This is a genomic window from Spiroplasma endosymbiont of Asaphidion curtum (assembly GCF_964031085.1).
Classification (GTDB): domain Bacteria; phylum Bacillota_I; class Bacilli_A; order Mycoplasmatales; family Nriv7; genus Nriv7.
This window is the reverse complement of sequence record NZ_OZ035001.1, coordinates 141,729-165,724: the sequence shown is the minus strand read 5'-3', so window position 1 is coordinate 165,724 and position 23,996 is coordinate 141,729. Positions and strand designations below refer to the sequence as shown.

Here is a 23,996-nt window from a genome sequence, read left to right as displayed (position 1 = left end):
ATATTTTACTAACTATTTACCACATTTAACCCCAAAATGTCCAATTGTTCTTGTTTAACAACACTAGGAGCATGCGTTAACATATCACTACCCTTAGTATTCTTAGGAAAAGCAATCACATCACGAATACTATGACTATTACTTAATAACATTATTAAACGATCTAATCCTAAAGCAATGCCACCATGAATTGGTGCTCCATAGGATAAAGCATTCAAAAGAAAACCAAATTTTTCCTTTTGTTCTTCAACAGAAACTTGTAAAAACTCTAACATTTTTTGTTGCATTTCAAGACTATGAATTCTCATTGAACCACCACCAACTTCATAACCATTCAATACTAAATCATAAGCCTGAGACTTGACTAGCATCGGATTACTAGTAAAATCAATTTCATCTTTAATATTAGGACGCGTAAATGGATGATGAGCAGCAACAAATTTTTTGCTTTCATTATCATAAGCAAATAATGGTCAATTTACTACTCATAAAAATTGATAATCTTCATTAGCAATAAGATTTAATTGTTTAATAATAACTTGTCTTATTGCTCCCATTGTATTGCAAGCCAATTCATAATCATTTGTAATCATTAAAACTGTTGCTTGATTACTAATTGCTAAATGATTAATGATATCTTCAGCTTTATTAGTTAATAACTCTGAAACAATAACTTTATTGTCATAAGTAATATATTCTAACTGTCCCGCCTGATATTGACTAACAATAACTTTTAGGTCTGCTAATTGTAAATCAGTTAATAACTGAGAAACAACAATTGCTTTAGTAGTTTTCTTTTCACTAGTACTAGTATTCATTAAACTAAGGTCAATAAGTTTTAAATCATATCGTAAATCTGGTTTATCACTACCATATAAATCAATTGCCACTTCATAATCTAATTGTAAAAAAGGTATTTTTAGTTTAATGTTTTTAGTTTTTAACATTATTTCCTGCATCATTTGCTCTAAAAGACTAATAATATCATTTTGTTCAATAAAACTCATTTCTAAATCTAATTGACTAAATTCTGGTTGGCGATCACTTCTTAAATCTTCATCACGAAAACAACGAGCGATTTGATAATAGCGATCATAACCACCAACCATTAATAATTGCTTAAATATTTGTGGTGATTGTGGTAATGCATAAAAATGTCCTTTTTGATTTCTTGCCGGAACTAAATAGTCTCTTGCTCCTTCAGGAGTTGTGCTTGCTAAAATTGGCGTTTCAATTTCTAAAAAATTATTATTATTTAAAAAATTACGCATTATTTGCATAACTTGATGGCGCAAAATTATTTTATCTTGCATTACTTGTCTCCGTAAATCTAAAAATCGGTATTCTAAACGCGTTTCCTCTAAACTTTCATTATCTAATGGTGATACTTGTGATTTATTTATTAACTCTAAATTAGTACAAATAATTTCAATATTTCCTGTTGATAAATTATTATTTTTAGATTTACGAAGTACTACCATACCATCAACTTTAATAACATCATCAGTGCTTAAACTTTTAGCAAGAGCATAGTTAGGATTTTCACTATTAATTATAATTTGCGTCATTCCATAACGATCGCGTAAATCTAAAAATATTAAATTATTAAGTTTACGAATTGTATGAACTCAACCACAAAGGTTAACTTCTAAATTAACATTTTTTTCTCTTAATTCACCACAATTATGACTTCTCATTATTTATCTCCCTTATTTGCATTCAAATAATTAATTAATTCATTAATGCTAATCTTTTCTTCTACCTTAGTTTGCTGATTTTTAATAGTTAAATTATTTTCTTTAACTTCGCTATCACCAATAATAATAACAAAACGACAATCTAATTTAGAAACAACATTAAACTGAGACTTAATATTCCTTTGTTCATAATCCATATCACTAATAAAATTATTACTTCTTAAAGTTAATAATACATTAGTTGCTAATTCATAACCGGTAGCAGTTAAAGCAATAATGTATACATCAACCAATGGAGGCATTTTTTTAATAAAGTCTGAATGATTTTCAATAGCATTAAGTAATCTTTCAATCCCAATTGCAAAACCAATTGCTGGAACTGATTTTTGTTTTTTTGATAATTCCTCAACTAAATTATCATAACGACCGCCGCCAATTAATGTATTCTGTCCTTCAACACCCTTCTCTAAACTAATAATTTCAAAAACAGTATCATTATAATAGTCTAAACCACGAACTAATTTACTATCAATCTCATATTTAACTTTTAAATTATCCAATAACTTTATTAACCTTGTAAAATATTCTTTTTCTTCGAGAGAATAAGTTTCACTAATTATTGGTAAATTTTTAATATTTTGATCAATTTTACAATCTAATACTCGCAAGGTATTTTTAGTAATCCTTCTTTGACAATCCGCACATAATGTTGTGCTTATATCTTGTAAAAATGTTTTTAAAATTTGTTGATATTTATTTTGAGTTGCTTTTGCTCCTAAAAAATTTATTTTAAGAATAATATTATTAATCTTTAAAGATCTAACAATATCCATTGCTAAACAAATAATTTCAGCATCTAAATAAATAGTTTTTTTGCCAAAAACTTCCACACCAAATTGCGTAAATTGTCTTTGACGCCCTCGTTGTGGTCGCTCATAACGAAACATATCTCCATAGTAAAATAATTTTAAAGGTAATCCTAAAGCATCAATTAACTTATTTTCAATTACTGCTCTAACAATTGGCGCTGTATTTTCAGGGCGAAGTGCTAATTCACGACCTTTTTTATCTTGAAAGTTAAACATTTCTTTACTAACAATATCGCTATTAACACCAACAGTTCTTTGAAATAATTCATACTGTTCAAATATCGGCGTACTAATTTCTTCATAATTATATTTTTTAACAATATCTCGTAAAATTTGTTGTAATTGATATCGTTGTTTACTTTGGATTGGTAAAATATCATTAGTACCTCTGGGGGCTTTATATTCCATACATTTCTCTCCTTAGACTTACTTTCACTACTAATTTTACTAGTTATTTATAAAAATTAAAAATTTTTCAATAAAAAATTCTTGTTGTTGTTTTAACAACAAGAAGTCTTTTAAAACTACAATAATTTTTTTAAAGAAACCTCAATTTTAGCAATTAATATTTCTTGTAAGTTCTCTTTAACAGTTTTTAATTTCTCATTAGAATTTTGAATTTGTTGAATATTCTTATCAAACTTAGCAAACTCTTGCATCGCTTTACCAATTAAAGAACTAAATTCATCTTGTAATCAATTATTAAAGCGTTCTTTAAATTCCTGATCATTTTTATTAGTTGAAGATTGTGATGATAAAGCAAATTCTTTTTTAATTAAAAATTTTAAAATATTAACAATTAATGCAATAATTTCAAGGTCAGTATTAATAATAAAAATATCACGATATTTTGAAGAACGACTAAATGGTGCTTTAGCATAAGTTCAAACAATAATGCCAAACTTAGCATTTCATTCTTTTAATTCAATTGCTAATTTTTCCTCCCATTTACTATCTAATTTTTCTTGATTTTTTAATTCAAATAAGATATTACCAACTACTTTATTATCTTCTTCATCATTCAAAACTCCTAACCTAAAATCAGGTTTTTTACCATTAATGGTTTTAGTTGTTTTTTCAAAATGGTCATTTGGGAAAAACGATGGCATTTTACCTGCAAAATCATTTTCTAAATTAGCTCCTAAAATTCCTGTTCTAATATTTCGCCCTTGTTCTAATTTAAGTTTTAATTCAGTTGTTTCATCAATTAACTTATTAATTTCTTCTTGTTTAGAATTAATAATTTCATTTTTAGTTTCTGCTACTAATGTTTTGACATTAGATTCATTATTTTTAACTAATATATCTAATTGATGATTTTTCTCTTGTAAATCATTAATATTTTTCTGATACTCTTTATTTAAAGTATCCAACTTATTTTGTTGTAAATTACTTCACTCTTTTTCTTTTTCAACCAAAATAACCTTAATATCTGCTTCCTTTGTTTTCTTTTCGGTTTCTAAAATACTAATTTTATCCTTTAATAAATCAATTTCCTGTTGCTTATTTTTAGTAATTTCAAGTTCTTTTTTTGTAAGCAATTGTTCCAGTTGAGATTCATTAATTTTTTCTTTAATATTTAAATCTTTTATTTCAGATTTTAACTCATCAATTTTCTTTTGATAAGTATCATTAATTTCATCAATTTCTTTTTGTTTTTCTTTTTCAATATTGCTTTTTTGCTCAAAAACAGAAGCTTTAATATCAGCGTTTTTTCTTTCTTCTTGGGATTTTAAATTGCTGTTAGCCTCATTTAATTGTTGTTTTAAATTATCTAAAGTTTGTTGATGTTTTTCATTTAACTCTTTTTCTTTTTCAATTAGTGAAATATTAATGTTTTTTTGTTTTTCTTTTTCAAAACTATCCTTTAATTGAAGTTTTAACTTACTAACATATTCTTGTTGCTTACGATCAAAAAATTGTTGTAAATGTGATATTGCTTGATGACTCTTTTCAAAATCTTTTTCGGTAATTTCTTGATGACAATGTGGACATTGAATTATAAATGACATTAGTTAAACCCTTTTTTTAATTTTATAAATTAATATTATCATTAACAATCTGAAATAAATTTCTATTCTAGATTATTTTCTAAACATTTTATATTAATTTTTAAAAAATAAAATGTCTCCTTCTATAAACAAAAAAGACATTTTTCTTTACTAGACTTGGTACATAACTATAACTAGCTTAATTCAAAATTATATATTCCTGAAATTAAGTTAAATCGTAATCCAAATCTTCTAATCTTATTGCGATAACGATAAACTAGTATTTTAAATCTTTTTAATCTAGCAAAAACATGTTCAATGGCAATTCTAACTTTACTTAAAAAGCTATTATATTCCTTTTTATCTGGATTTAAAGGATTATTTTTACTCTTTTTAATTGGCAATAATCTATTTTTATGAACATTTTGCAAACCTTGATATCCTGAATCAGCAATTAATTCTAATTTTGGATTTATAAGTGTATTTGATTTTAAAAATAACTTATAATCATGAATACTGCCATAACAAAAATCTACTGAAATAATTTTATTGTTAAATAAATCAATAATTATTTGCGATTTTAATGAATAGACTTGGTACATAACCCTCAATTTTATCTACTATTTTGATAATATTATTTTCTAGATGAAGTACAAATGTTAGATAAATATAAAGATGAAAGTGAATTTTATAGTTTGGTAGGTGCAAAATGTTATAGTTATGTATCAAATCTAATGTTGCCTTTTCTTACCAGAAAATAATAATTTTAGTTTTTTTTAATTCTTTCAATTGGAATTTCTGTAGCATCAATTGCTAATAAATTATTATTAGTACCCTTATTTTCCAATAATATCCTTTTGCCAGGTATATGAAAGTGACTATTTTTTATTAGAGTATTTTCAACTCAAAAGATATTACGAATACAACTAACATGACTAATATTATATTTTTTTGCAATAATACGATATGTACTATATTCTTTTCAGTATTCTAAACTCATAAGTAATCTTTGCTCTATTGATAATTTATTTGGTCTACCACCAATTTGTTTTTGTTTAGCTTCAGCTTCTTTTAAAATTTCTACCATTTTCATGAAAGTTTTATATTTTATGCCTATTAGACTATAAAATTCACTTTCATCTTTATATTTATCTAACATTTGTACTTCATCTAGAAAATAATATTATCAAAATAGTAGATAAAATTGAGGGTTATGTACCAAGTCTATTTAAAATTAATATAATTAACGAAATTTTAATTAAATAATAATATTTTCAAACTACTTCATTTCAATCGCAAGTATTAATAAAAATTACTAGATATTTTAAAAATAACAATATTAATACTTTGTTAATTCATTAACTATAATAAATTTTATATAAGTTCTTTCTAAATGCTTTATTACTAAAACTTTTATAATTTCTTATATAAATAAAAATATAATTACAAATATTTGTAATTATTACAATAACTTGTTCTGATACTATCTTCCTGATTCATAATGAGTTCCTTGAGAAATAAATAGTAAGGTTTCAGCAATATTAACTAAATGATCACCAGCTCGCTCTAAATATTTTAATTGTTGCATAATTCCTGTATAAATTCATATTTTATCTTCAGTAACATTATCTAAAACTAAATCAATTAACAAAGTATTAATATCATTATATTCAGTATCAACAATATCATCTAAACTAACAATAGTTTGAATAATTTTCTTACCTCATTGCGTTTCATCAGCAAGAATTTTAATAATAAACTGCATAATTTTTAAAACTTTTTTAGATAATTGACCAATATACTTAATATATTTAACTGGTGGTTTAGCTTTTAAAAAAAAATTAGCAATGTTACGAGCATAATCAGAAATTCTTTCTAATTCTTTGGCAATTGACATATAACCAATAATATGGCGTAAATCGCTAGCAACTGGTTGTTGCTTAGCAATTCTTCAAATGGCACTATCTAAAATTTCAGCATAAAATTTATTAATATTATTATCATTCGCAACAATTATTTTGCATTTACTAATACTTTCTTCTTCTAAGGCCTTAATAACTTCTTTATGTTGTTTCATTGTTAAATTAAATAATTCAATAATATTATTTTTCAAGCGTTCAATCTCAATAGTAAATTTAGTTCTTAACATTTTAATAACCTCCATTGGATTAAATCATTAATGTTTTACACTTATCATATTAATAATACACAATAATTAATTAGCAGAAGTAACTAAATTTTTTGCTTGTTCTAATCTAATAGCAACCATTTTAGTAACGCCTTTACTTTGCATTGTTGTGCCATACAATGTATCACAGTTTTCCATTGTTCCTGGGCGATGCGTAATAACGATAAATTGTGTTTTGGTAGCAAAAGACTTTAAATACTTAGCAAATCTTTCAACATTAGCAACATCTAATGGTGCTTCCACTTCATCAAGAATAACAATTGGTAAAGGACGCGCCTTTAAAATTGCAAAAAGCACTGCTAAAGCTACTAGTGATTTCTCACCACCTGATAATAAATTCAAGTTAGTAATAGTTTTTCCTGGTAAATTTACTAAAATATCAATTCCGGTTTCTAAAATATTATTAGGATCAGTATATGTTAAACTAGCAGTGCCCCCCGCAAAAAGAACTTTAAAAGTTTCTGGCAAAACCTTATTAATATCTTTAATGGTCGTATCAAAACGAGTTATCATAATTTCATCCATATCTTTAATAGCATTAAGTAATTGTTTTTTACCATTATTTAATTCTTGTTCTTGTGCTTTTAAAAATTGATATCGTTCATTAATTGTTTCATATTCAGAAATAGCATCAATATTTACTGGCCCTAAATCTTGTAATTCTTGGCGTAATAAAATAATTTGCTCACGAACTTTTTTAATATCACCAATCGGATCTTGACCATACTTTTCATAACCATATTCATAAGTTAAACGATATTCTTGAGCTAATCTTTCTAAATTTTGTTGTAAACAATTATCAATTGCTAATTTTTGATAGTTATATTCTTGTAATAGTTTCTCTTGATTTTTATATTCAGCACGAATTTTTTTTATTTCTAAAGTTAATGAATATAATTGATTACTATAAGTTTCTCGTAAAGTTCTTTGTGTTTGTTGTTGTTCAGTAATTTTTAATTTTTCTAACTTTAAATTACTAATTTTATTTTCCAACATTAGTCGTTCATCAAGTGGTTGATTGAAATTATTACTAACTCGCATTTTTTTCTTTGTTAAATATTGATATTCCTGTTGAATTATTCTTTGTTTTTGTTCATTACTTTGTTTACTTTGTTGAAACTTACCTAAATGCAATTGTTTTTGTTCTAATTCATTATTTAATGTTATTAGTTTCTCTTTAATATTTTGTCATTTTTGATAATAAGTTTGAACTAATTGTTCTAATTCACTAATTTTAGTTTTTAAACTATTAACTTGCTCTTCATTATTAAATAAAAACTGCTTAACTCTTTTATGACCACCACTAATACTGCCTCCAGGACGAATAACATCACCTTGTAAAGTAATAATATGATACTTCCGATATGTTAAATGTGCTATTTCATTTGCTTGTGCTAAATTTTCAACAATAATTATTCTTCCTAATAAAAAACGCATTACTGGTTCAAACTTAACATTAGTAGTTAATAATTCATAAGCAACACCAATAAAACCTTTTTGAGTTTTTAATAATGATAAATCCTCATTATTAATCATTTGAATCCGTAAACTATTTAATGGTAAAAATGTTGCAATTCCACCTTCATTAGCTTTTAAAAATTGAATTGCACGAATAGCATCACTATCCTTTTCAACAACAATATGTTGCATACTACTAGATAAAGCTTCTTGAATAGCTAATTGATAAATACTAGGAACATTAATTAACCGATCAATAGTATCAATAACCCCTGTTAAATGAAGTCTATTATTTAAAATTGTTTTAACACCGTGATAATAATAAGTATTATTATTTTGCAAATCAATTAAATAATCCTGTTTACTTTTTAATTCATAAATTTCCTTATTTAAGAGATTATACTTTTTAACGGCAACTTCTAAATCTTCATTTAATAAAATTCTTTGTTTTTGAAAATCATCAATCATATTTTGTTGTTCAGTAATTAATTTAGTTTGTTGTAAAATTTCTTGATTAATATTATTAGCATCTTGTTCTAAATCTTGAACTTGATTATTACCATTAACTTGTTTTTCATTTTGTTGTGATATTTTTTCATTTTGTAATAGTTCTAATTGATTAAGATGATCATCTAATTGTTGTCCTAACTCTTGCATTTTATTATCAATAGTGAAAATATTTTCTTGCAACAAATTAATTTTATTATCATAATTAGTAATTTGAACACTCAAATCTTCGGTTTGAGAAGTATATCTTTTAATTTCTAATTGTAAATCACGAAGTTCTTCATACTGACTAGTAATATCTTTTACTAAAATAGCCACTTCAATAATTGTTAATTGTTCTTTTTTAATAACATACTCTTGTGCTTTCTTAGCTTGACGACGCAAATAATTAATATTTCTTTCCATCTCAATAATAATATCATTAATGCGAACTAAATTTTCTTCAGTTTTTTCTAACTTCCGAACTGACTCTAATTTGCGTTTTTTATACTTAGAAACATTAGCTGCTTCTTCAAATAATAATCTTCTTTCTTCTGGTTTAAATTGTGAAAAATTGGCTACATTACCTTGATTAATAATAGCTAACGACCCTTTACTTAAACCAGTACCCAATACTAATTCTTGAACATCTTTTAATCTGCTACGACTTTTATTAATTGAATACTCATTTTCATTATTATCACGATAAACTCTTCTAGTTATTTCTACCTCATCAAAGTCAATGGGAAAAATGCGTTTTTTATTATTAAAAATTAATTTAACTTCCGCCATATTTAACTGTGGATATTCACTACTACCTTGAAAAATAATATCTTGGATATTATCACCTCGTAATGATTTAATTGATTGTTCGCCCAATACTCAGCGAATAGCATCATTAATATTAGATTTACCAGAACCATTAGGGCCAACAACACCAATAATACCGTGTTCAAAAACTATTTTTGTTGGCTTGGCAAACGATTTAAACCCATAAGCTTCTAATCTTTTTAAAAACACCATATTTATCTACCTCACAAATTTTATTATAACAATATATTTTAACTATAGACTTGGTACACTATAACTAGCTTAATTCAAAATTATATATTCCTGAAATTAAGTTAAATCGTAATCCAAATCTTCTAATCTTATTGCGATAACGATAAACTAGTATTTTAAATCTTTTTAATCTAGCAAAAACATGTTCAATGACAATTCTAACTTTACTTAAAAAGCTATTATATTCCTTTTTATCTGGATTTAAAGGATTATTTTTACTCTTTTTAATTGGCAATAATGTATTTTTATGAACATTTTGCAAACCTTGATATCCTAAATCAGCAATTAATTCTAATTTTGGATTTATAAGTGTATTTGATTTTAAAAATAACTTATAATCATGAATACTGCCATAACAAAAATCTACTGAAATAATTTTATTGTTAAATAAATCAATAATTATTTGCGATTTTAATGAATGTTGCCTTTTCTTACCAGAAAATAATAATTTTAGTTTTTTTTAATTCTTTCAATAGACTTGGTACATAACTATAACATTTTGCACCTACCAAACTATAAAATTCACTTTCATCTTTATATTTATCTAACATTTGTACTTCATCTAGAAAATAATATTATCAAAATAGTAGATAAAATTGAGGGTTATGTACCAAGTCTAATTGGAATTTCTGTAGCATCAATTGCTAATAAATTATTATTAGTACCCTTATTTTCCAATAATATCTTTTTGCCAGGTATATGAAAGTGACTATTTTTTATTAGAATATTTTCAACTCAAAAGATATTACGAATACAACTAACATGACTAATATTATATTTTTTTGCAATTGTTTAATTCACATATTACGAGATTCAATGTCTTGACTAACTCGAGAACAAATTCTTCAATAATCAACATGCGTAAAATTAATAGCAAAATCACTAAGTTCAAGTTGTAGCAATTCTAATGCTTCATTAGGGTCGCGTTTAGTTTTCTTAGGTATTGCTTTTAAGAAGTAAAACAATCAGCTAATTATATTATTTAATTACTAAACTAACCATACCTTTCTTGTTATTGTCATTTTTATTCATTACCATTTTATCATATTATTGAATTTTTACACAAGACTTGGTACATAACCCTCAATTTTATCTACTATTTTGATAATATTATTTTCTAGATGAAGTACAAATGTTAGATAAATATAAAGATGAAAGTGAATTTTATAGTTTGGTAGGTGCAAAATGTTATAGTTATGTACCAAGTCTACAATAAAAATTATTAATTATTATTAAATTTTAACTAAATATATATTAATTTTATATTTTTACTTACTTAAATCTATTAGACTTCTTGCATAACCTAGTTAATTGTTATCAAAATTATTTTAGATTTTAGAAAAATGTTTATTTTAAAGTGGTTAAATTTAAAATTTTTATTATTTTAATAGGTTATGCAAGAAGTCTATTATATTTATTTGTTACAATATTACCTTTATAATTAATTCAACTATCATCATTTTTATTATTATATTTATTTCATAATGAAGTTTTATATATTTCTTTTCTGATTTCTATTTCTGAATTAATATTTTCATTAATATAATGCAATACATTTAATTTGTTTAAATTTGCCATTCTTAAATGTAATAGGTTATTTAAATTCTTATGATTATATATTTTTGCTCCATATCCTAATTGTTGTTTTATTAAATGTGATACATCACTTTCAATGCTACAACCGATATTTCATTCTAAATTTTGATGATGAATACCATGCTTATTATTACTGAAATAATTACTCGCCTTTCTTAAAATTGTTTTAATATCTTTATTTAATTCATTTTTAACAACATTACGAATGTTTTTGATTAATTCTTGATGATTTCCATCCTTATATAATTTAATTCAACTATTTAGTGCTACTTTGCGATTTTCAAAAATAATATTAAATGCCGTTTGTTTTAATTTTTTAATAGCATGATAACCATCTAAAATATATCTAACATTACCGAAACTATTGGCAATTTCTCTAATTCAAGTAGCGCCATCGCCACAAACAATTATTTTGTCATAATTAATATTCACATAATGTTTTTGTAATTCTCTAATTAATAAATCACGATAATCCATCGTATTTATTCGTTTACCAACTTTTAACATTAGAAAATGACCTCGTTTATTTTCTAACGCTCTACGAGCATTTTTGTAATTTTTTTCTTTATGTCCGGTATGAAAAGTAACTAAACGAATTCTTTGGTCTTGTTTAACTTTCCGATCTAATGTCGCTAAAAATGTCTCATCTAATTGAATAAATCTTTATTTTTAACATCAATTCTAGTTTTAGTTTCTTTTTCTGCTAGTTGAAAATATTCGGCAATATCGTATTTATTTAAAATACTTGAAATACTAGCTTTTGAAATATAACAATGATTTAGAGCATCTAAAATATCACGATAGCGTTTACCATCACCCAAAAGACTTAAAACTTTAAATTGAACATCAAAATAAATGCGTTGTTTAGGCAATAAGCCAATTTCTTTATCTAATAAACATACATATTCAAATTTACCTGATTTTTGATTTCAATATTTATATCGGCGTCGTTTAAAAATAACTTCACCAAAAATTGTAATAATTGTTCTTCATGCAAAATGAAATACTTTATAACCTTGTTTTAACCGATAATGGTATTTATATAAGTATTCATCTAATTTTTTGTATTCATTAGCTAATTGTTCACATTTGTTGGTGTACATATTTTTGTGAGTTGTAAATAAGTTTAATCAATGCTTATTTTCTAAGGTTTTTACATTAGACTTCTTGCATTACTTATTAAAATAATTACAAATTATTTGTAATTATTTTAATAAGTAATGCAAGAAGTCTATTTAATAAAATCCATAAGTATTAACCTAATAAAAGTTAGAAATTACTATATAGTATTTTTTATTTACAAATAATTTGTAATTATTTTAATAAGCCAAATTGTAAAGTTAAGTGCAACTAAATTATTTTTCTAACCAAATATTCGATTGGTGAAAGATAATTTAGTATTTTTCTTGGTCTTTGGTTTAAAGACAATATAAATTTATGAACTGCATTTTTAGTAGTATTTGAAAAATTAAATTTTTTAGGAAATTTTTCTCTAATTAAACCATTAGTATTTTCATTAGTACCTCTTTGTCAAGGCGAATACGCATTAGCAAAATAAATTTTCACATTTAAATTTTTTTCAAGTTGTTGTCAATTAGAAAATTCTTTACCCCTATCAAATGTTATAGTCTTAACAAGATTATTTGGAAGAATTGATAAATAATGGCTAATGTTTTCGTTAACAACTTTAGTAGTTCTATTTTCAACTAACATTGCTAAAGTAAATCTTGATGTTCTTTCAACTAAAGTTATTAAACATGATTTACTTTTACCTCGTGATGATACTACAGTATCACCTTCTCAATGACCAACAGTTATACGATTATTAACATTAATATTTCGTTCTTTAATTGATTTACCATTAAATTTACCGCGATTTTCTTGAGATTTTCGTTTCTTACCTTTTCTTCTTAAATTTTTATTAGTAACTTTTTCAAGTAATCCAGAATAAATTCAATTGTAAATTGTTTTAAAACTAATAATTCATTCTTTATGAAAATTTTTAATTCTGCCATAAATTTGTTCAGGCGATCAACCTAATAGTAATTTTTGTTGTACATATTTTACTAATTCTCTATTTTTAAACTTATGAAAATAAACATGTGATTGTTTTCTGTTTTCTGCTTTATTTTGTGCAATTAATGAAAAATAATGATGCCAAATTGTAAAGTTAAGTGCAACTAAATTATTTTTCTAACCAAATATTCGATTGGTGAAAGATAATTTAGTTGCACTTAACTTTACAATTTGGCTAATATTAAATATTTTGTTTTATTACTTATTTTTCAAGTAAAAAGGTAATAAATTTTTAGTTGCTTTTCTTTCAAAATTATTTAAACCTTTTCCCACCTAACAAAACTTTATGTGCCCCTGACTGTCTTAATACTTATTTAAACCTTTTCCCACCTAACAAAACTTTATGTGCCCCTGACTGTCTTAATACTTATTTAAACCTTTTCCCACCTAACAAAACTTTATGTGCCCAGACATAGTTGTTTAGTTGAAAAACAAGATGCTTGTTTGAAAAAAGTATTACAGGAAATGATGATGAAAAGAAATGATTATTCTCAAGTAAAAGAATCTTTATGACATTTAAATAAAAATTTGGAATTTAATAATCATTTAATTAAAAAAATATGCTGTGATTCAAGAGTAAATAAAAGACATAATCAAAATTTTAATCATTTAAGAGATGAAAATTTAATTATTGAGCAACCTAATTTTTGTAAAGATAATGTGATAACTTGTGATTCAAAATATAAACAATTAATATGCAATTGTAAATTTAATAAAAAAGAAAGATATGGAAATAGACTTGGTACATAACCCTCAATTTTATCTACTATTTTGATAATATTATTTTCTAGATGAAGCACAAATGTTAGATAAATATAAAGATGAAAGTGAATTTTATAGTTTGGTAGGTGCAAAATGTTATAGTTATGTGCCAAGTCTAATGTGTTATAATAATAAAAGCAATATTTTAAAATAAAATTATATTAAATATAGAAAATATAGAGGAGAAAAAATAATTATGGCAACAATAAAAGTTTTTGCATTAGGGGGACTTGATGAACGTGGGAAAAATATGTATGTGGTGGAAGTTAACCGTGATATATTTATTTTTGATGCTGGTAGTAAAATCCCTGAACGAGAAGCGTTAGGAGTTGATACCGTTATTCCTGATTTTTCTTATTTGAAAGAAAATGTTAATCGAATTAAAGGATTATTTATTTCTAAACCATCAGAGGAATGTTTTGGAGCAATAACATATCTTTTAAAGGATATTAAAATTCCTATTTATGCTAGTAAGTTAACAATCTTTTTAATTAAACAAAAACTGCACAAGTTTAAAGTATGACATAGTGAAAATGAGTTAATTGAAATTAAAGAAAAGGATATTTTATCTTTTGGTGATAATGAAATTGAAGTTTTTAATACGACAACTTGTATTCCTGGAAGTTTTGGTTTTGCTTTAAAGACTGTTGATGGAACTATTGTTTATACGGGTGATTATATTTTTGATAGTGAAGAACGAAGTAATTTTGCTACGAATATGGCGCACTTAGCAAAAATTGCTAATAATAAAATTTTATTATTGATGAGTGATTCTGGTTATGCTAGTCGTAATGATTATACGGCACCTAATCATAAATGTAAGAAGTTAGTGGAATCAACTTTTAAGGCAGCAAAGTCTAAAATTATTATTGCTTGTCATGAACAGGATTTATATAAAATAAGTGAAATTTTGGAGTTGGTTAGTGAAACTAATCGTGATGCCATCGTTATGGGGGGCACATTAAAATCAATTTTAGAAGAATTTAAGTCAGGAACTTATTTGCAATTTAATAAAATTAAGTTTAGAAATTTAACTAGTGATGCTATTAATGACAATTCAGTAATTTTTGTTACTGGTAGTGGTGAGCGACTTTATACAAGATTATATAAAATTATTAGTGGTGATGATGAGCATTTAGAAATAGAAAAGTCAGATACTGTGATTTTAGCAACGCCACCCATTCCTGGTTATGAATTAAAACATGCGAGAATATTGGATGAATTAGCAAGAACTGATGCTTGTTTTATGGCGTTATCCGATAAAAAAGTGTGAGATATGAATGCTTCATATGAAGATATTAAGATGATGATTGGAATTATGAAACCAAAATTTTTTATGCCAGTTAAAGGATTACATAAAAATTTTGTTAGTGCGCAAAATAGTGCTCAAGAAGCAGGAATTCTAATTAATAATATTTTAATTAAGGATAGTGGTCAAATTTTAGAGTTTATTAATGGTAAATTAGGACCATCACCAGTTTCTTTAAAATGTAATAATATTTATGTTGATGGTCTTGGGGTTGGTGATATTGGTGCTGTTGTTTTGAATGAAAGAAAGCAATTAGCTCGCGATGGAGTTTTAATTAGTGGGATTACATTAAATCGTCGTAGTAAAGAGATTGTTTCTTTAGTTGATGTGCAAATGCGTGGGGTTGTTTTTATTCAGGATGATGAGGAATTAACTAATAAAATGCAAACTAAAGTTCGTGCCATTGTTGAAGAACATCAAAAAAAATCAGAGTTTGATGGTACGATAGTTAAAAATCAAATTCGTAGTGAGTTACAAGAGTTATGTCGTCAAGAAACAGGCAAAAATCCAATGGTTTTAGCAATAATTAATGAGATAAATTAAAGATTACTTAAAAAAATGAGGAGATAAAAGGATGAAAAGCGATAAAATAAGTAGTGATTTTGTCGAGTTTGAAAATAATCCTCGCATTGCTACAAAATATGAACAAGAACAACAAGAGAAATCCAAAATTATTCAGTTAAAGAAGACAATTCGGCGTAGTGATAAAATTGGTGGGAAAATATGAGCTTTGTTCATTATTTTTGCTAGTATTTTGGCGATTGCTCGTTTAACTGTTATTGGTCAATTTTTGGATGATGTTTTTTTCAATTTTCTTTTTGGATGATTTAAATATATTGTTTATTTTGTTATTTTAGTAGTTAGCTTTGCAATTTTTAGTGGTATTCAAATTAGAATTAAGAAACGAGTTCAAGTAATGATAATATTACTTGTTTTAGCTATTTGTTGATTTGTGAATGATATTGTATTATTGATTGATTATAATCGTTATGCTATTAATGCAGAACAAAATTGATTTTCACAAGTTATTAGTTCTTATACTAATATTTGATTACAAAATTCTCTTTTTATGCAACGATTAGATATTAAGAAATTTTTTCATATTAATGGCTCATATTTTATTCCTTTTGCTGGTGGCGGATTTATTGGGATGTTATTTTCAGCAATATTTGGTTATTTAACAACAATTGTTTCTTTAACATGTAGTTTAGTTTTTTTAACAACGATTATTTCATGAATTTTAACAGGAAATCCTTGATATCATTATCAATGAAAAGTTAATAAGAAACATAATAGTTTACATGTTGTTAGTTTTATGGCTAAAAAGAATGTTAAAAATAAGAAAAATGCTGAGAAGAAATATCAGCAATATTTTGAAACTGTTAATGTTAAAAATATTAATGGTAATGATCGGCAAGTTTTACATACAACAAAAAATTCTGATATTACGATTAAATTACCATCGGTTAATTTACATCATTCATTAATGAATGAAGATTTATTATTTGATGATATTTATAGTAATAAAAATTATCATCATATTGATAATTGAGATTCTAATTTAACACCAAAAATTAATCTTAACGAAAAAGTAATTAAAGAACAAGAGTATTATCAACAAGCATTTTCTCGTGATGATTTTGGTTATGATCAAACATCATTAATGGATTTAGATGTGGCGCGTAAAGATTTTGCTGCTAATACTTATTTAACACCTTTTAATAAGGAACAACCGCCAATTCAAAAAGAACGAATAAAATCTTATCCAACTAGTTCATCAGCATTAGATGAGGTATTTTCAATTATTGATCAATCAGATAATCAAACAAAACAAGCAGTTGTTATTAGTGATAATTTGTCACCAGAATTTATTGAAGAGATTAATCCTTTGGATAATAAAGTTTCTTCTTCAATAATGCTGCCAAGTAATTACTTTCCTTCAATAATTAATCCTAATTATCAATTACCACCAGTTAGTCTTTTAACAAAGCCAATAATTAGTGTTAATCGTGATTTAAATATTAAAACCGCAAAAAATAATGTTGAAAAAATTCATCGTCTTTTTAAACAATTTAATATTGAAGCGCGAGTTACTAATATTAATATTGGGCCGGCAGTAACTAAGTTTGAAATTGAACTAGGAATGGGAGTTAAGGTAAGTAAGATTACTTCGTTAGAAAATGATATTAAGTTAGCTTTAGCCTCAAAAGATATTCGTTTAGAAGCACCAATTCATGGCAAGTCAGCAGTAGGAATTGAAATTCCAAATATTACACCAGCATTAGTTACGATTCGTGAAGTGATGGAAAATGTTCCTTTGAATAAGAAAGATAGTAAATTATTAATGGCAATTGGAAAAAATGTAATGGGAAAAATTTTATTTGTGGAATTAGATAAAATGTCACATTTACTAATTGCCGGCGCTACTGGTAGCGGAAAATCAATTTGTATTAATAGTATTATTGCTTCTTTAATTCTTCGGGTTAAACCGCACGAAGTAAAATTTTTGTTAATTGATCCAAAACGCGTTGAATTATCGGTATATAATGATTTGCCACATTTATTAGTACCCGTAATTACTGATTTAAGAAAAGCCAATCGTGCTTTAAAACAAATTATTAGTGAAATGGAACGAAGATATATTATTTTTTCTAATATTGGAGTGCGAAATATTGCTAGTTATAATCAAAAGGTGGCAATTGAGGAAATATTACCTTATATTGTAATAATTATTGATGAACTTGCTGATTTAATGGTTGTTGCTGGAAAAGAAGTTGAAGAGAGTATTATGCGAATAACGCAAATGGCACGAGCTTCAGGAATTCATTTAATTATTGCAACTCAAAGACCATCAACGGATATTATTACTGGTGTTATAAAAAATAATATTCCATCAAGAATTGCTTTTGCTGTTAGTTCTTCAATTGATTCTAGAACAATTTTAGATAGTATGGGAGCTGAAAAATTAATTGGTAGTGGTGATATGCTATTTGCTCCTTATGGACAAATAACACCAACTAGAGCTCAAGGGGTATATATTAATGACGAAGACATTAGTGCCTTAATTAAATTTATTTCTCAACAACAAAAGCCTCATTTTAATGAGCAATTAAATGAATTAACACAAAAGATGAATACTAGTCATATTATTACTGGTGAAGATGATGAATTGTATGATGAGATTTGTGATTGCGAATAAAAAGGCATCAGCTTCATTAATTCAACGAAGATTTGGTGTTGGTTATAATCGGGCAGCAAGATTAATTGATAGTTTAGAAACTAATGGTATTGTTGCTCGCCAAAATGGGTCTAAACCTCGTGAAGTTTTGATTATGAATAAAGAATAGGAATTTTAATAATGATGTGAGTTAAACCCCTTGTTTTGCAAGAAAAAATTAAAAATTTACCACAAAGTCCGGGATGTTATCAGTTTTATAATGAAACTCAGCAATTAATTTATGTTGGTAAAGCAAAAAATATTCAGCATCGGGTAAATAATTATTTTAATAAAGTTCATAATTTTAAAACTACTAAATTAGTTCGTGAAATTGCTGATATTGCTTATATTTTAACAATTAATGAAAAAGAAGCATTATTGTTAGAACATAATTTAATTAAAGATAATCGCCCCCGATATAATATTTTATTAAATGATGATAAAACATATCCTTATATTAAAATTACTGATGAAAATAATCCTGAATATCGTTTTGTTCGTAAAGTTCAAAAAGATAATGGTAAGTATTATGGTCCTTTTCCTGATGGCACAGGAGCTAGAGAAGTTTTAAAGATATTGCAACAATTATTTCCTTTGCGAAGATGTAAAGGAGGTTTAGGAACGCCATGCTTATATTATCATCTGCAATTATGTTCCGGTGCTTGTTTTAAAGAGGTTCCTTGGGAATATTATGCGTTGATGAAAAAGAAAATTAATGATTTTTTTCAAGGAAAAAATCAAAATATTAAAAATAAAATTATTGAGCGAATGCAACAAGCAGCGATTAATTTACAATATGAAGAAGCGCAAAGATTAAAAAATGTCTTAGATAAGTTACAATTATTTATTTCTCATCAATTTGTTCAATTTCCTGATTTTCGTAATCGTGATTTTATTGGTTATGCTATTAAAGATCATAAATTATCAATAACAGCATTATTTTATCGTAATGGACAATTGCTTTCTAAAGATGAACAAATTTTTATTTTATTTAATGATGATTTAACTGATGCAATGAGAAATTATTTACAACAGTTATATACTAACAATACTGTTCCCCAAGAATTATATGTTGCTAATATTGTTTTACATGATTTGGCGGAAGCATTAAATATTAAAATTATTAATAAGATTACTAAAAAAATGCAAGAAATTATTTCTTTAGCTACTAAGAATGCTCAAGAATTATTAAAGCAACAACTTGTTGATTCCTATCAAATTAAATATCGTTATTATGAGATTGTTGAACAATTAGGAAATATTTTAAAAATCGCGACGCCACAATATATTGAAATTATGGATATTGCTAATTTAGGACATGATAATGTTATTGGAGGAGTTATTGTTTATCAAAATGGTCAAGCAATTAAAAAACTGTTTCGTCGTTATAAAATTCAAATTGAACAACAAGGGGATTATCATTATTTACAAAATTTAGTTTATCGTCGTTATTGAAAAAAATTAATAAATAAGGAACCAATGCCGGAATTAATTATTGTTGATGGTGGCAAGTTACAAATTGATAGTGTGCAGTTGCAATTGAAAAATTTAAATATTAATTTACCAGTTGTTGGCCTTATTAAAAATAGTCATCATAAAACTGATTATTTATTAGATAACAAAGGTTATCGATTGGATATTGCTAAAAAGAGTGCTTTATTTCATTGATTAACTAAAGTTCAAGAAGAGGTACATAATTATACAATTTCATTTCATCGTCAACAACGAACTAATTCTTTATTTGTTAATTCGTTAAAAAAAGTTAAAGGATTAGGTGAGTTAACTATTAAAAAGTTATATCAACAGTTTGAAACATTAACAAAAATGAAAGCAGTTTCATTTGCTGAATTAAATGCTATTATTAAAAATAAAACAACAACAAAAGAATTAATTGCTTATTTAAAAGATAATTAATTTAGAAATCTTATTCGCTAGATCGAAAAATTTATTGCTAATTTGATGTTAAAATGCTTATATAAAATTATAAGCATTTTTATTTTTACTAAAATAGAAGGAGGATATTATTTATTGAAAATAAAATGCAATGATTAAATTTATAAACTAAATATAGAAGTATTAAATATGAAAAAAGTATTAAAAAATATGTTATTAACGATTGTACCATAACAATAAGTTCTAACTTTTTAGTATCTTGTAATCATACTAGTAAAGATAATTTAACTACTGTTGCTAATGAATATGGAGCTTTACAGTCAGTATTATGAGCAATTTCTGCTGAAAGAAAAGCTCAATTATTAACGCAATATCGCTTAAAAAAAGACTTATATAATCAAGTTATCGCAAAACAAAAGCAAATTGAGAAGGCATTAACTAAGGGTAAATTAAATAATAATCTTGTGAAATGAGAAAATAATAAACTGACAATTAATCAAACCCAAGAAAATGAGTTTATTCTTGTTGTAGCTGTTGATTTAGATGAAACATTTCTTCATAATACGCCATCATCGCCATCATCAGCATATAATCTGTTAAATAATAAACCATTTCATCCTCTTGAATGAGATAAGTGAGTTAATTCCCAACAAGCTACAATTTTCCCTACCTCTTTGTTATACGCCCAGGAATAATTTAATTAAAGAAAATTATCCAAAAGAATTATTACAAGATTTTCATTGATGAATGTCAGGTGTCAAAGATAGTAAACAAAATGTCGTTAAAGAAAAAGAAGATCGTTATCATTACTTAAACAGTAATAAATTGTATATTAGACTTGGTACATAACCTTTAATATTATCAAAATAGTAGATAAAATTGAGGGTTATGTACCAAGTTTATTTAATTCCACCGTGTAATAATTTAATGTGGCCTTCTTTAGCAACTTCTTTTAGAACTCTTCTAACGGTAATTGCTGTAAAACTATAATTATTTTGTACAAAAGTAATTAAATCGTTAATGGGAGTAAATTCTTTTTCTTGTATTTTCTTTAATAAGATTTTTTGACGACTAAATTTATGCATAGGCCTCACTTTCTTTCTTTCTTTCTATATCTTGATTTATTTTGATTTTATCATAAAATAATAAAATATTTGATTAAAAAAGAAAAAATATATAATTTATTTGTAGATTTTATGTTTTAATTATAACATATATTAGACTTCTTGCATTACTTATTTATTAAACAAAATTCCTATAAAATATATTTAAAATAGAAATTATAAGGAATTTAAGATTATGAAATTTGATAAATTTAATTTTATTAATGATAAAGAATTATTACGATTAACTGGAATAAAGCAAAGTACTTTTAATAAAATGTTAAATATTTTAAAAGAAGCTGAGTTAAAAAAGTTTAAAAGAGGTGGTAAAAATAATAAATTATCATTAGAAAATAGATTATTGATGACTTTATCATATTGACGAGAATATCGTACTTATTTTCATCTTGGTAAAAGTTTTGATATTAGTGAAGCTAGTTGTTATCGAAATATCAAGTGAATTGAAGATATTTTAATCAAACATCCTGATTTTCAACAACTTGCTGGTAAAAAAGCATTAATAAATGATTATTTTAATGATAAAACAATTATTATTGATGCTACAGAAACACCCATTCAACGCCCAAAAAAAGACAAAAACAATCTTATTCAGGAAAAAAGAAAAAACACACTATTAAAACACAAGTAATTATTGAAAAAGAAAGCAAAATAATTATTGCAACAAATTTTTCTCTCGGTAAAAAGCATGATTTTTGTTTATTTAAAGAATCAAAAATCCCAATTTTAAAAAATACTAAATTAATAGTTGATAATGGTTATCAAGGAATACAAAAAATTCATAGTAATGTTCTAATACCTAAGAAAAAAACAAAGAAAAACCCTTTAAATAAAGAACAAAAACATAATAATAAATTAATTTCAAAAATGAGAATTATTATTGAAAATATTTTTGCTATTCTTAAAAAATTTAAAATTATTACTGAAAAATATCGTAATCGTAGAAAACGATTTAGTTTAAGATTTAATTTAATTGCTTCAATTTATAATTTGCAATTATAGATAACATAAAATATTTATTTAAAATTAAATTTAAATAATAAAATAATTTTTTGTTGTGTCAAAATTTACACATTTAATAAAATCCATAAGTATTAACCTAATAAAAGTTAGAAATTACTATATAGTATTTTTTATTTACAAATAATTTGTAATTATTTTAATAAGTAATGCAAGAAGTCTATTATATAAAATTATATATGTTATAAGCCAAATTGTAAAATTAAGTGCAACTAAATTATTTTTCTAACCAAATATTCGATTGGTGAAAGATAATTTAGTATTTTTCTTGGTCTTTGGTTTAAAGACAATATAAATTTATGAACTGCATTTTTAGTAGTATTTGAAAAATTAAATTTTTTAGGAAATTTTTCTCTAATTAAACCATTAGTATTTTCATTAGTACCTCTTTGTCAAGGCGAATACGCATTAGCAAAATAAATTTTCACATTTAAATTTTTTTCAAGTTGTTGTCAATTAGAAAATTCTTTACCCCTATCAAATGTTATAGTCTTAACAAGATTATTTGGAAGAATTGATAAATAATGGCTAATGTTTTCGTTAACAACTTTAGTAGTTCTATTTTCAACTAACATTGCTAAAGTAAATCTTGATGTTCTTTCAACTAAAGTTATTAAACATGATTTACTTTTACCTCGTGATGATACTACAGTATCACCTTCTCAATGACCAACAGTTATACGATTATTAACATTAATATTTCGTTCTTTAATTGATTTACCATTAAATTTACCGCGATTTTCTTGAGATTTTCGTTTCTTACCTTTTCTTCTTAAATTTTTATTAGTAACTTTTTCAAGTAATCCAGAATAAATTCAATTGTAAATTGTTTTAAAACTAATAATTCATTCTTTATGAAAATTTTTAATTCTGCCATAAATTTGTTCAGGCGATCAACCTAATAGTAATTTTTGTTGTACATATTTTACTAATTCTCTATTTTTAAACTTATGAAAATAAACATGTGATTGTTTTCTGTTTTCTGCTTTATTTTGTGCAATTAATGAAAAATAATGATTACTATCTTTATTTCTATTGACTTCTCGAATAATAGTACTAATACTTCGATTAAGATTTTTAGCTATTTCACTAATTTTTACTTTAAACTTCAATTGATTCTCAATATAAATTCTTTCATATATGCCAAGATGTTTGTAACCCATATAAAAACTCCTTGCTTTGTTTTTTCTAAAATAAACTTAGCATCATGAAATTTTTATATGAGATTTTTTGCAATTTTATTTACTTGCA

General features: G+C 25.0%; 19 protein-coding genes. 6 read left to right on the top strand and 13 right to left on the bottom strand.

The genetic code is table 4. From position 1 onward, the window contains the following. Positions 1-8: 8 nt before the first annotated feature. The 11 genes from aspS to AAHJ00_RS00940 all read right to left on the bottom strand — a co-directional run bounded on the left by aspS (position 9) and on the right by AAHJ00_RS00940 (position 13,486). Positions 9-1,697, bottom strand: coding sequence for an aspartate--tRNA ligase (aspS, locus tag AAHJ00_RS00990; protein ID WP_342224191.1), 1,689 nt, complete (start codon positions 1,695-1,697; stop codon positions 9-11). Then, a complete protein-coding gene (gene hisS / locus AAHJ00_RS00985; RefSeq protein WP_342224190.1) occupies positions 1,697-2,974 on the bottom strand; it encodes a histidine--tRNA ligase in 1,278 nt (425 codons plus the stop codon). Before hisS ends, aspS begins: the two co-directional genes overlap by 1 nt. A 116-nt stretch (positions 2,975-3,090) precedes the next feature. After that, on the bottom strand, positions 3,091-4,578 hold the full coding sequence (locus AAHJ00_RS00980) for a DUF2130 domain-containing protein (protein WP_342224189.1): 1,488 nt from the start codon (positions 4,576-4,578) through the stop codon (positions 3,091-3,093). Between the two features lie 173 nt (positions 4,579-4,751). Further along, a complete protein-coding gene (locus AAHJ00_RS00975) occupies positions 4,752-5,159 on the bottom strand; it encodes a transposase family protein (RefSeq protein ID WP_342224188.1) in 408 nt (135 codons plus the stop codon). A gap of 164 nt (positions 5,160-5,323) precedes the next feature. After that, complete coding sequence (locus AAHJ00_RS00970; protein WP_342224187.1) at positions 5,324-5,716, bottom strand: transposase family protein; 393 nt, start codon at positions 5,714-5,716, stop codon at positions 5,324-5,326. A gap of 324 nt (positions 5,717-6,040) precedes the next feature. Beyond that, complete coding sequence (phoU, locus tag AAHJ00_RS00965; RefSeq protein WP_342224186.1) at positions 6,041-6,706, bottom strand: phosphate signaling complex protein PhoU; 666 nt, start codon at positions 6,704-6,706, stop codon at positions 6,041-6,043. A gap of 66 nt (positions 6,707-6,772) precedes the next feature. Further along, a complete protein-coding gene (locus tag AAHJ00_RS00960; RefSeq protein ID WP_342224185.1) occupies positions 6,773-9,712 on the bottom strand; it encodes an AAA family ATPase in 2,940 nt (979 codons plus the stop codon). A gap of 64 nt (positions 9,713-9,776) precedes the next feature. After that, positions 9,777-10,142 carry a transposase family protein gene (locus AAHJ00_RS00955; RefSeq protein WP_342224592.1) on the bottom strand — a complete coding sequence of 122 codons (366 nt, stop codon included), beginning with the start codon at positions 10,140-10,142 and terminating at the stop codon, positions 9,777-9,779. A gap of 1,001 nt (positions 10,143-11,143) precedes the next feature. Beyond that, positions 11,144-11,854: a UPF0236 family transposase-like protein gene (locus AAHJ00_RS00950; protein WP_342224184.1), complete on the bottom strand. Its 711-nt coding sequence runs from the start codon at positions 11,852-11,854 to the stop codon at positions 11,144-11,146. Between the two features lie 140 nt (positions 11,855-11,994). Next, positions 11,995-12,450, bottom strand: a complete 456-nt coding sequence (locus AAHJ00_RS00945) for a UPF0236 family transposase-like protein (RefSeq protein WP_342224183.1) — start codon at positions 12,448-12,450, stop codon at positions 11,995-11,997. A gap of 247 nt (positions 12,451-12,697) precedes the next feature. Then, a complete protein-coding gene (locus AAHJ00_RS00940; protein WP_342224591.1) occupies positions 12,698-13,486 on the bottom strand; it encodes an IS30 family transposase in 789 nt (262 codons plus the stop codon). Positions 13,487-13,888: 402 nt separating this feature from the next. Between AAHJ00_RS00940 and AAHJ00_RS00935 the strand changes: the two genes are divergently transcribed. The 5 genes from AAHJ00_RS00935 to uvrC all read left to right on the top strand — a co-directional run bounded on the left by AAHJ00_RS00935 (position 13,889) and on the right by uvrC (position 20,625). Further along, positions 13,889-14,173 carry a hypothetical protein gene (locus AAHJ00_RS00935; protein WP_342224182.1) on the top strand — a complete coding sequence of 95 codons (285 nt, stop codon included), beginning with the start codon at positions 13,889-13,891 and terminating at the stop codon, positions 14,171-14,173. A 208-nt stretch (positions 14,174-14,381) separates the two neighbouring features. Further along, positions 14,382-16,037, top strand: coding sequence for a ribonuclease J (locus tag AAHJ00_RS00930; RefSeq protein WP_342224181.1), 1,656 nt, complete (start codon positions 14,382-14,384; stop codon positions 16,035-16,037). Positions 16,038-16,068: 31 nt separating this feature from the next. Next, positions 16,069-18,693, top strand: coding sequence for a DNA translocase FtsK (locus tag AAHJ00_RS00925; RefSeq protein WP_342224180.1), 2,625 nt, complete (start codon positions 16,069-16,071; stop codon positions 18,691-18,693). Further along, complete coding sequence (locus tag AAHJ00_RS00920) at positions 18,671-18,841, top strand: DNA translocase FtsK (RefSeq protein ID WP_342224179.1); 171 nt, start codon at positions 18,671-18,673, stop codon at positions 18,839-18,841. The genes AAHJ00_RS00925 and AAHJ00_RS00920 overlap by 23 nt, the downstream gene beginning before the upstream one ends. 11 nt (positions 18,842-18,852) lie before the next feature. Further along, positions 18,853-20,625: an excinuclease ABC subunit UvrC gene (uvrC, locus tag AAHJ00_RS00915; RefSeq protein ID WP_342224178.1), complete on the top strand. Its 1,773-nt coding sequence runs from the start codon at positions 18,853-18,855 to the stop codon at positions 20,623-20,625. 878 nt (positions 20,626-21,503) lie between these two features. Here the strand turns inward: uvrC and AAHJ00_RS00910 are convergent. Further along, a complete protein-coding gene (locus tag AAHJ00_RS00910; RefSeq protein WP_342224177.1) occupies positions 21,504-21,689 on the bottom strand; it encodes a hypothetical protein in 186 nt (61 codons plus the stop codon). A 214-nt stretch (positions 21,690-21,903) separates the two neighbouring features. Here AAHJ00_RS00910 and AAHJ00_RS00905 point away from each other — a divergent pair. Further along, positions 21,904-22,727, top strand: a protein-coding gene (locus tag AAHJ00_RS00905) for an IS5 family transposase (protein WP_342223477.1) whose coding sequence is annotated in 2 segments (ribosomal slippage) — positions 21,904-22,300 and positions 22,300-22,727 — 825 coding nt in all. Because the reading frame shifts where the segments join, the coding sequence is not laid out codon by codon here. 230 nt (positions 22,728-22,957) lie between these two features. Here the strand turns inward: AAHJ00_RS00905 and AAHJ00_RS00900 are convergent. After that, positions 22,958-23,908 carry an IS30 family transposase gene (locus AAHJ00_RS00900; protein WP_342223478.1) on the bottom strand — a complete coding sequence of 317 codons (951 nt, stop codon included), beginning with the start codon at positions 23,906-23,908 and terminating at the stop codon, positions 22,958-22,960. Positions 23,909-23,996 lie beyond the last annotated feature (88 nt).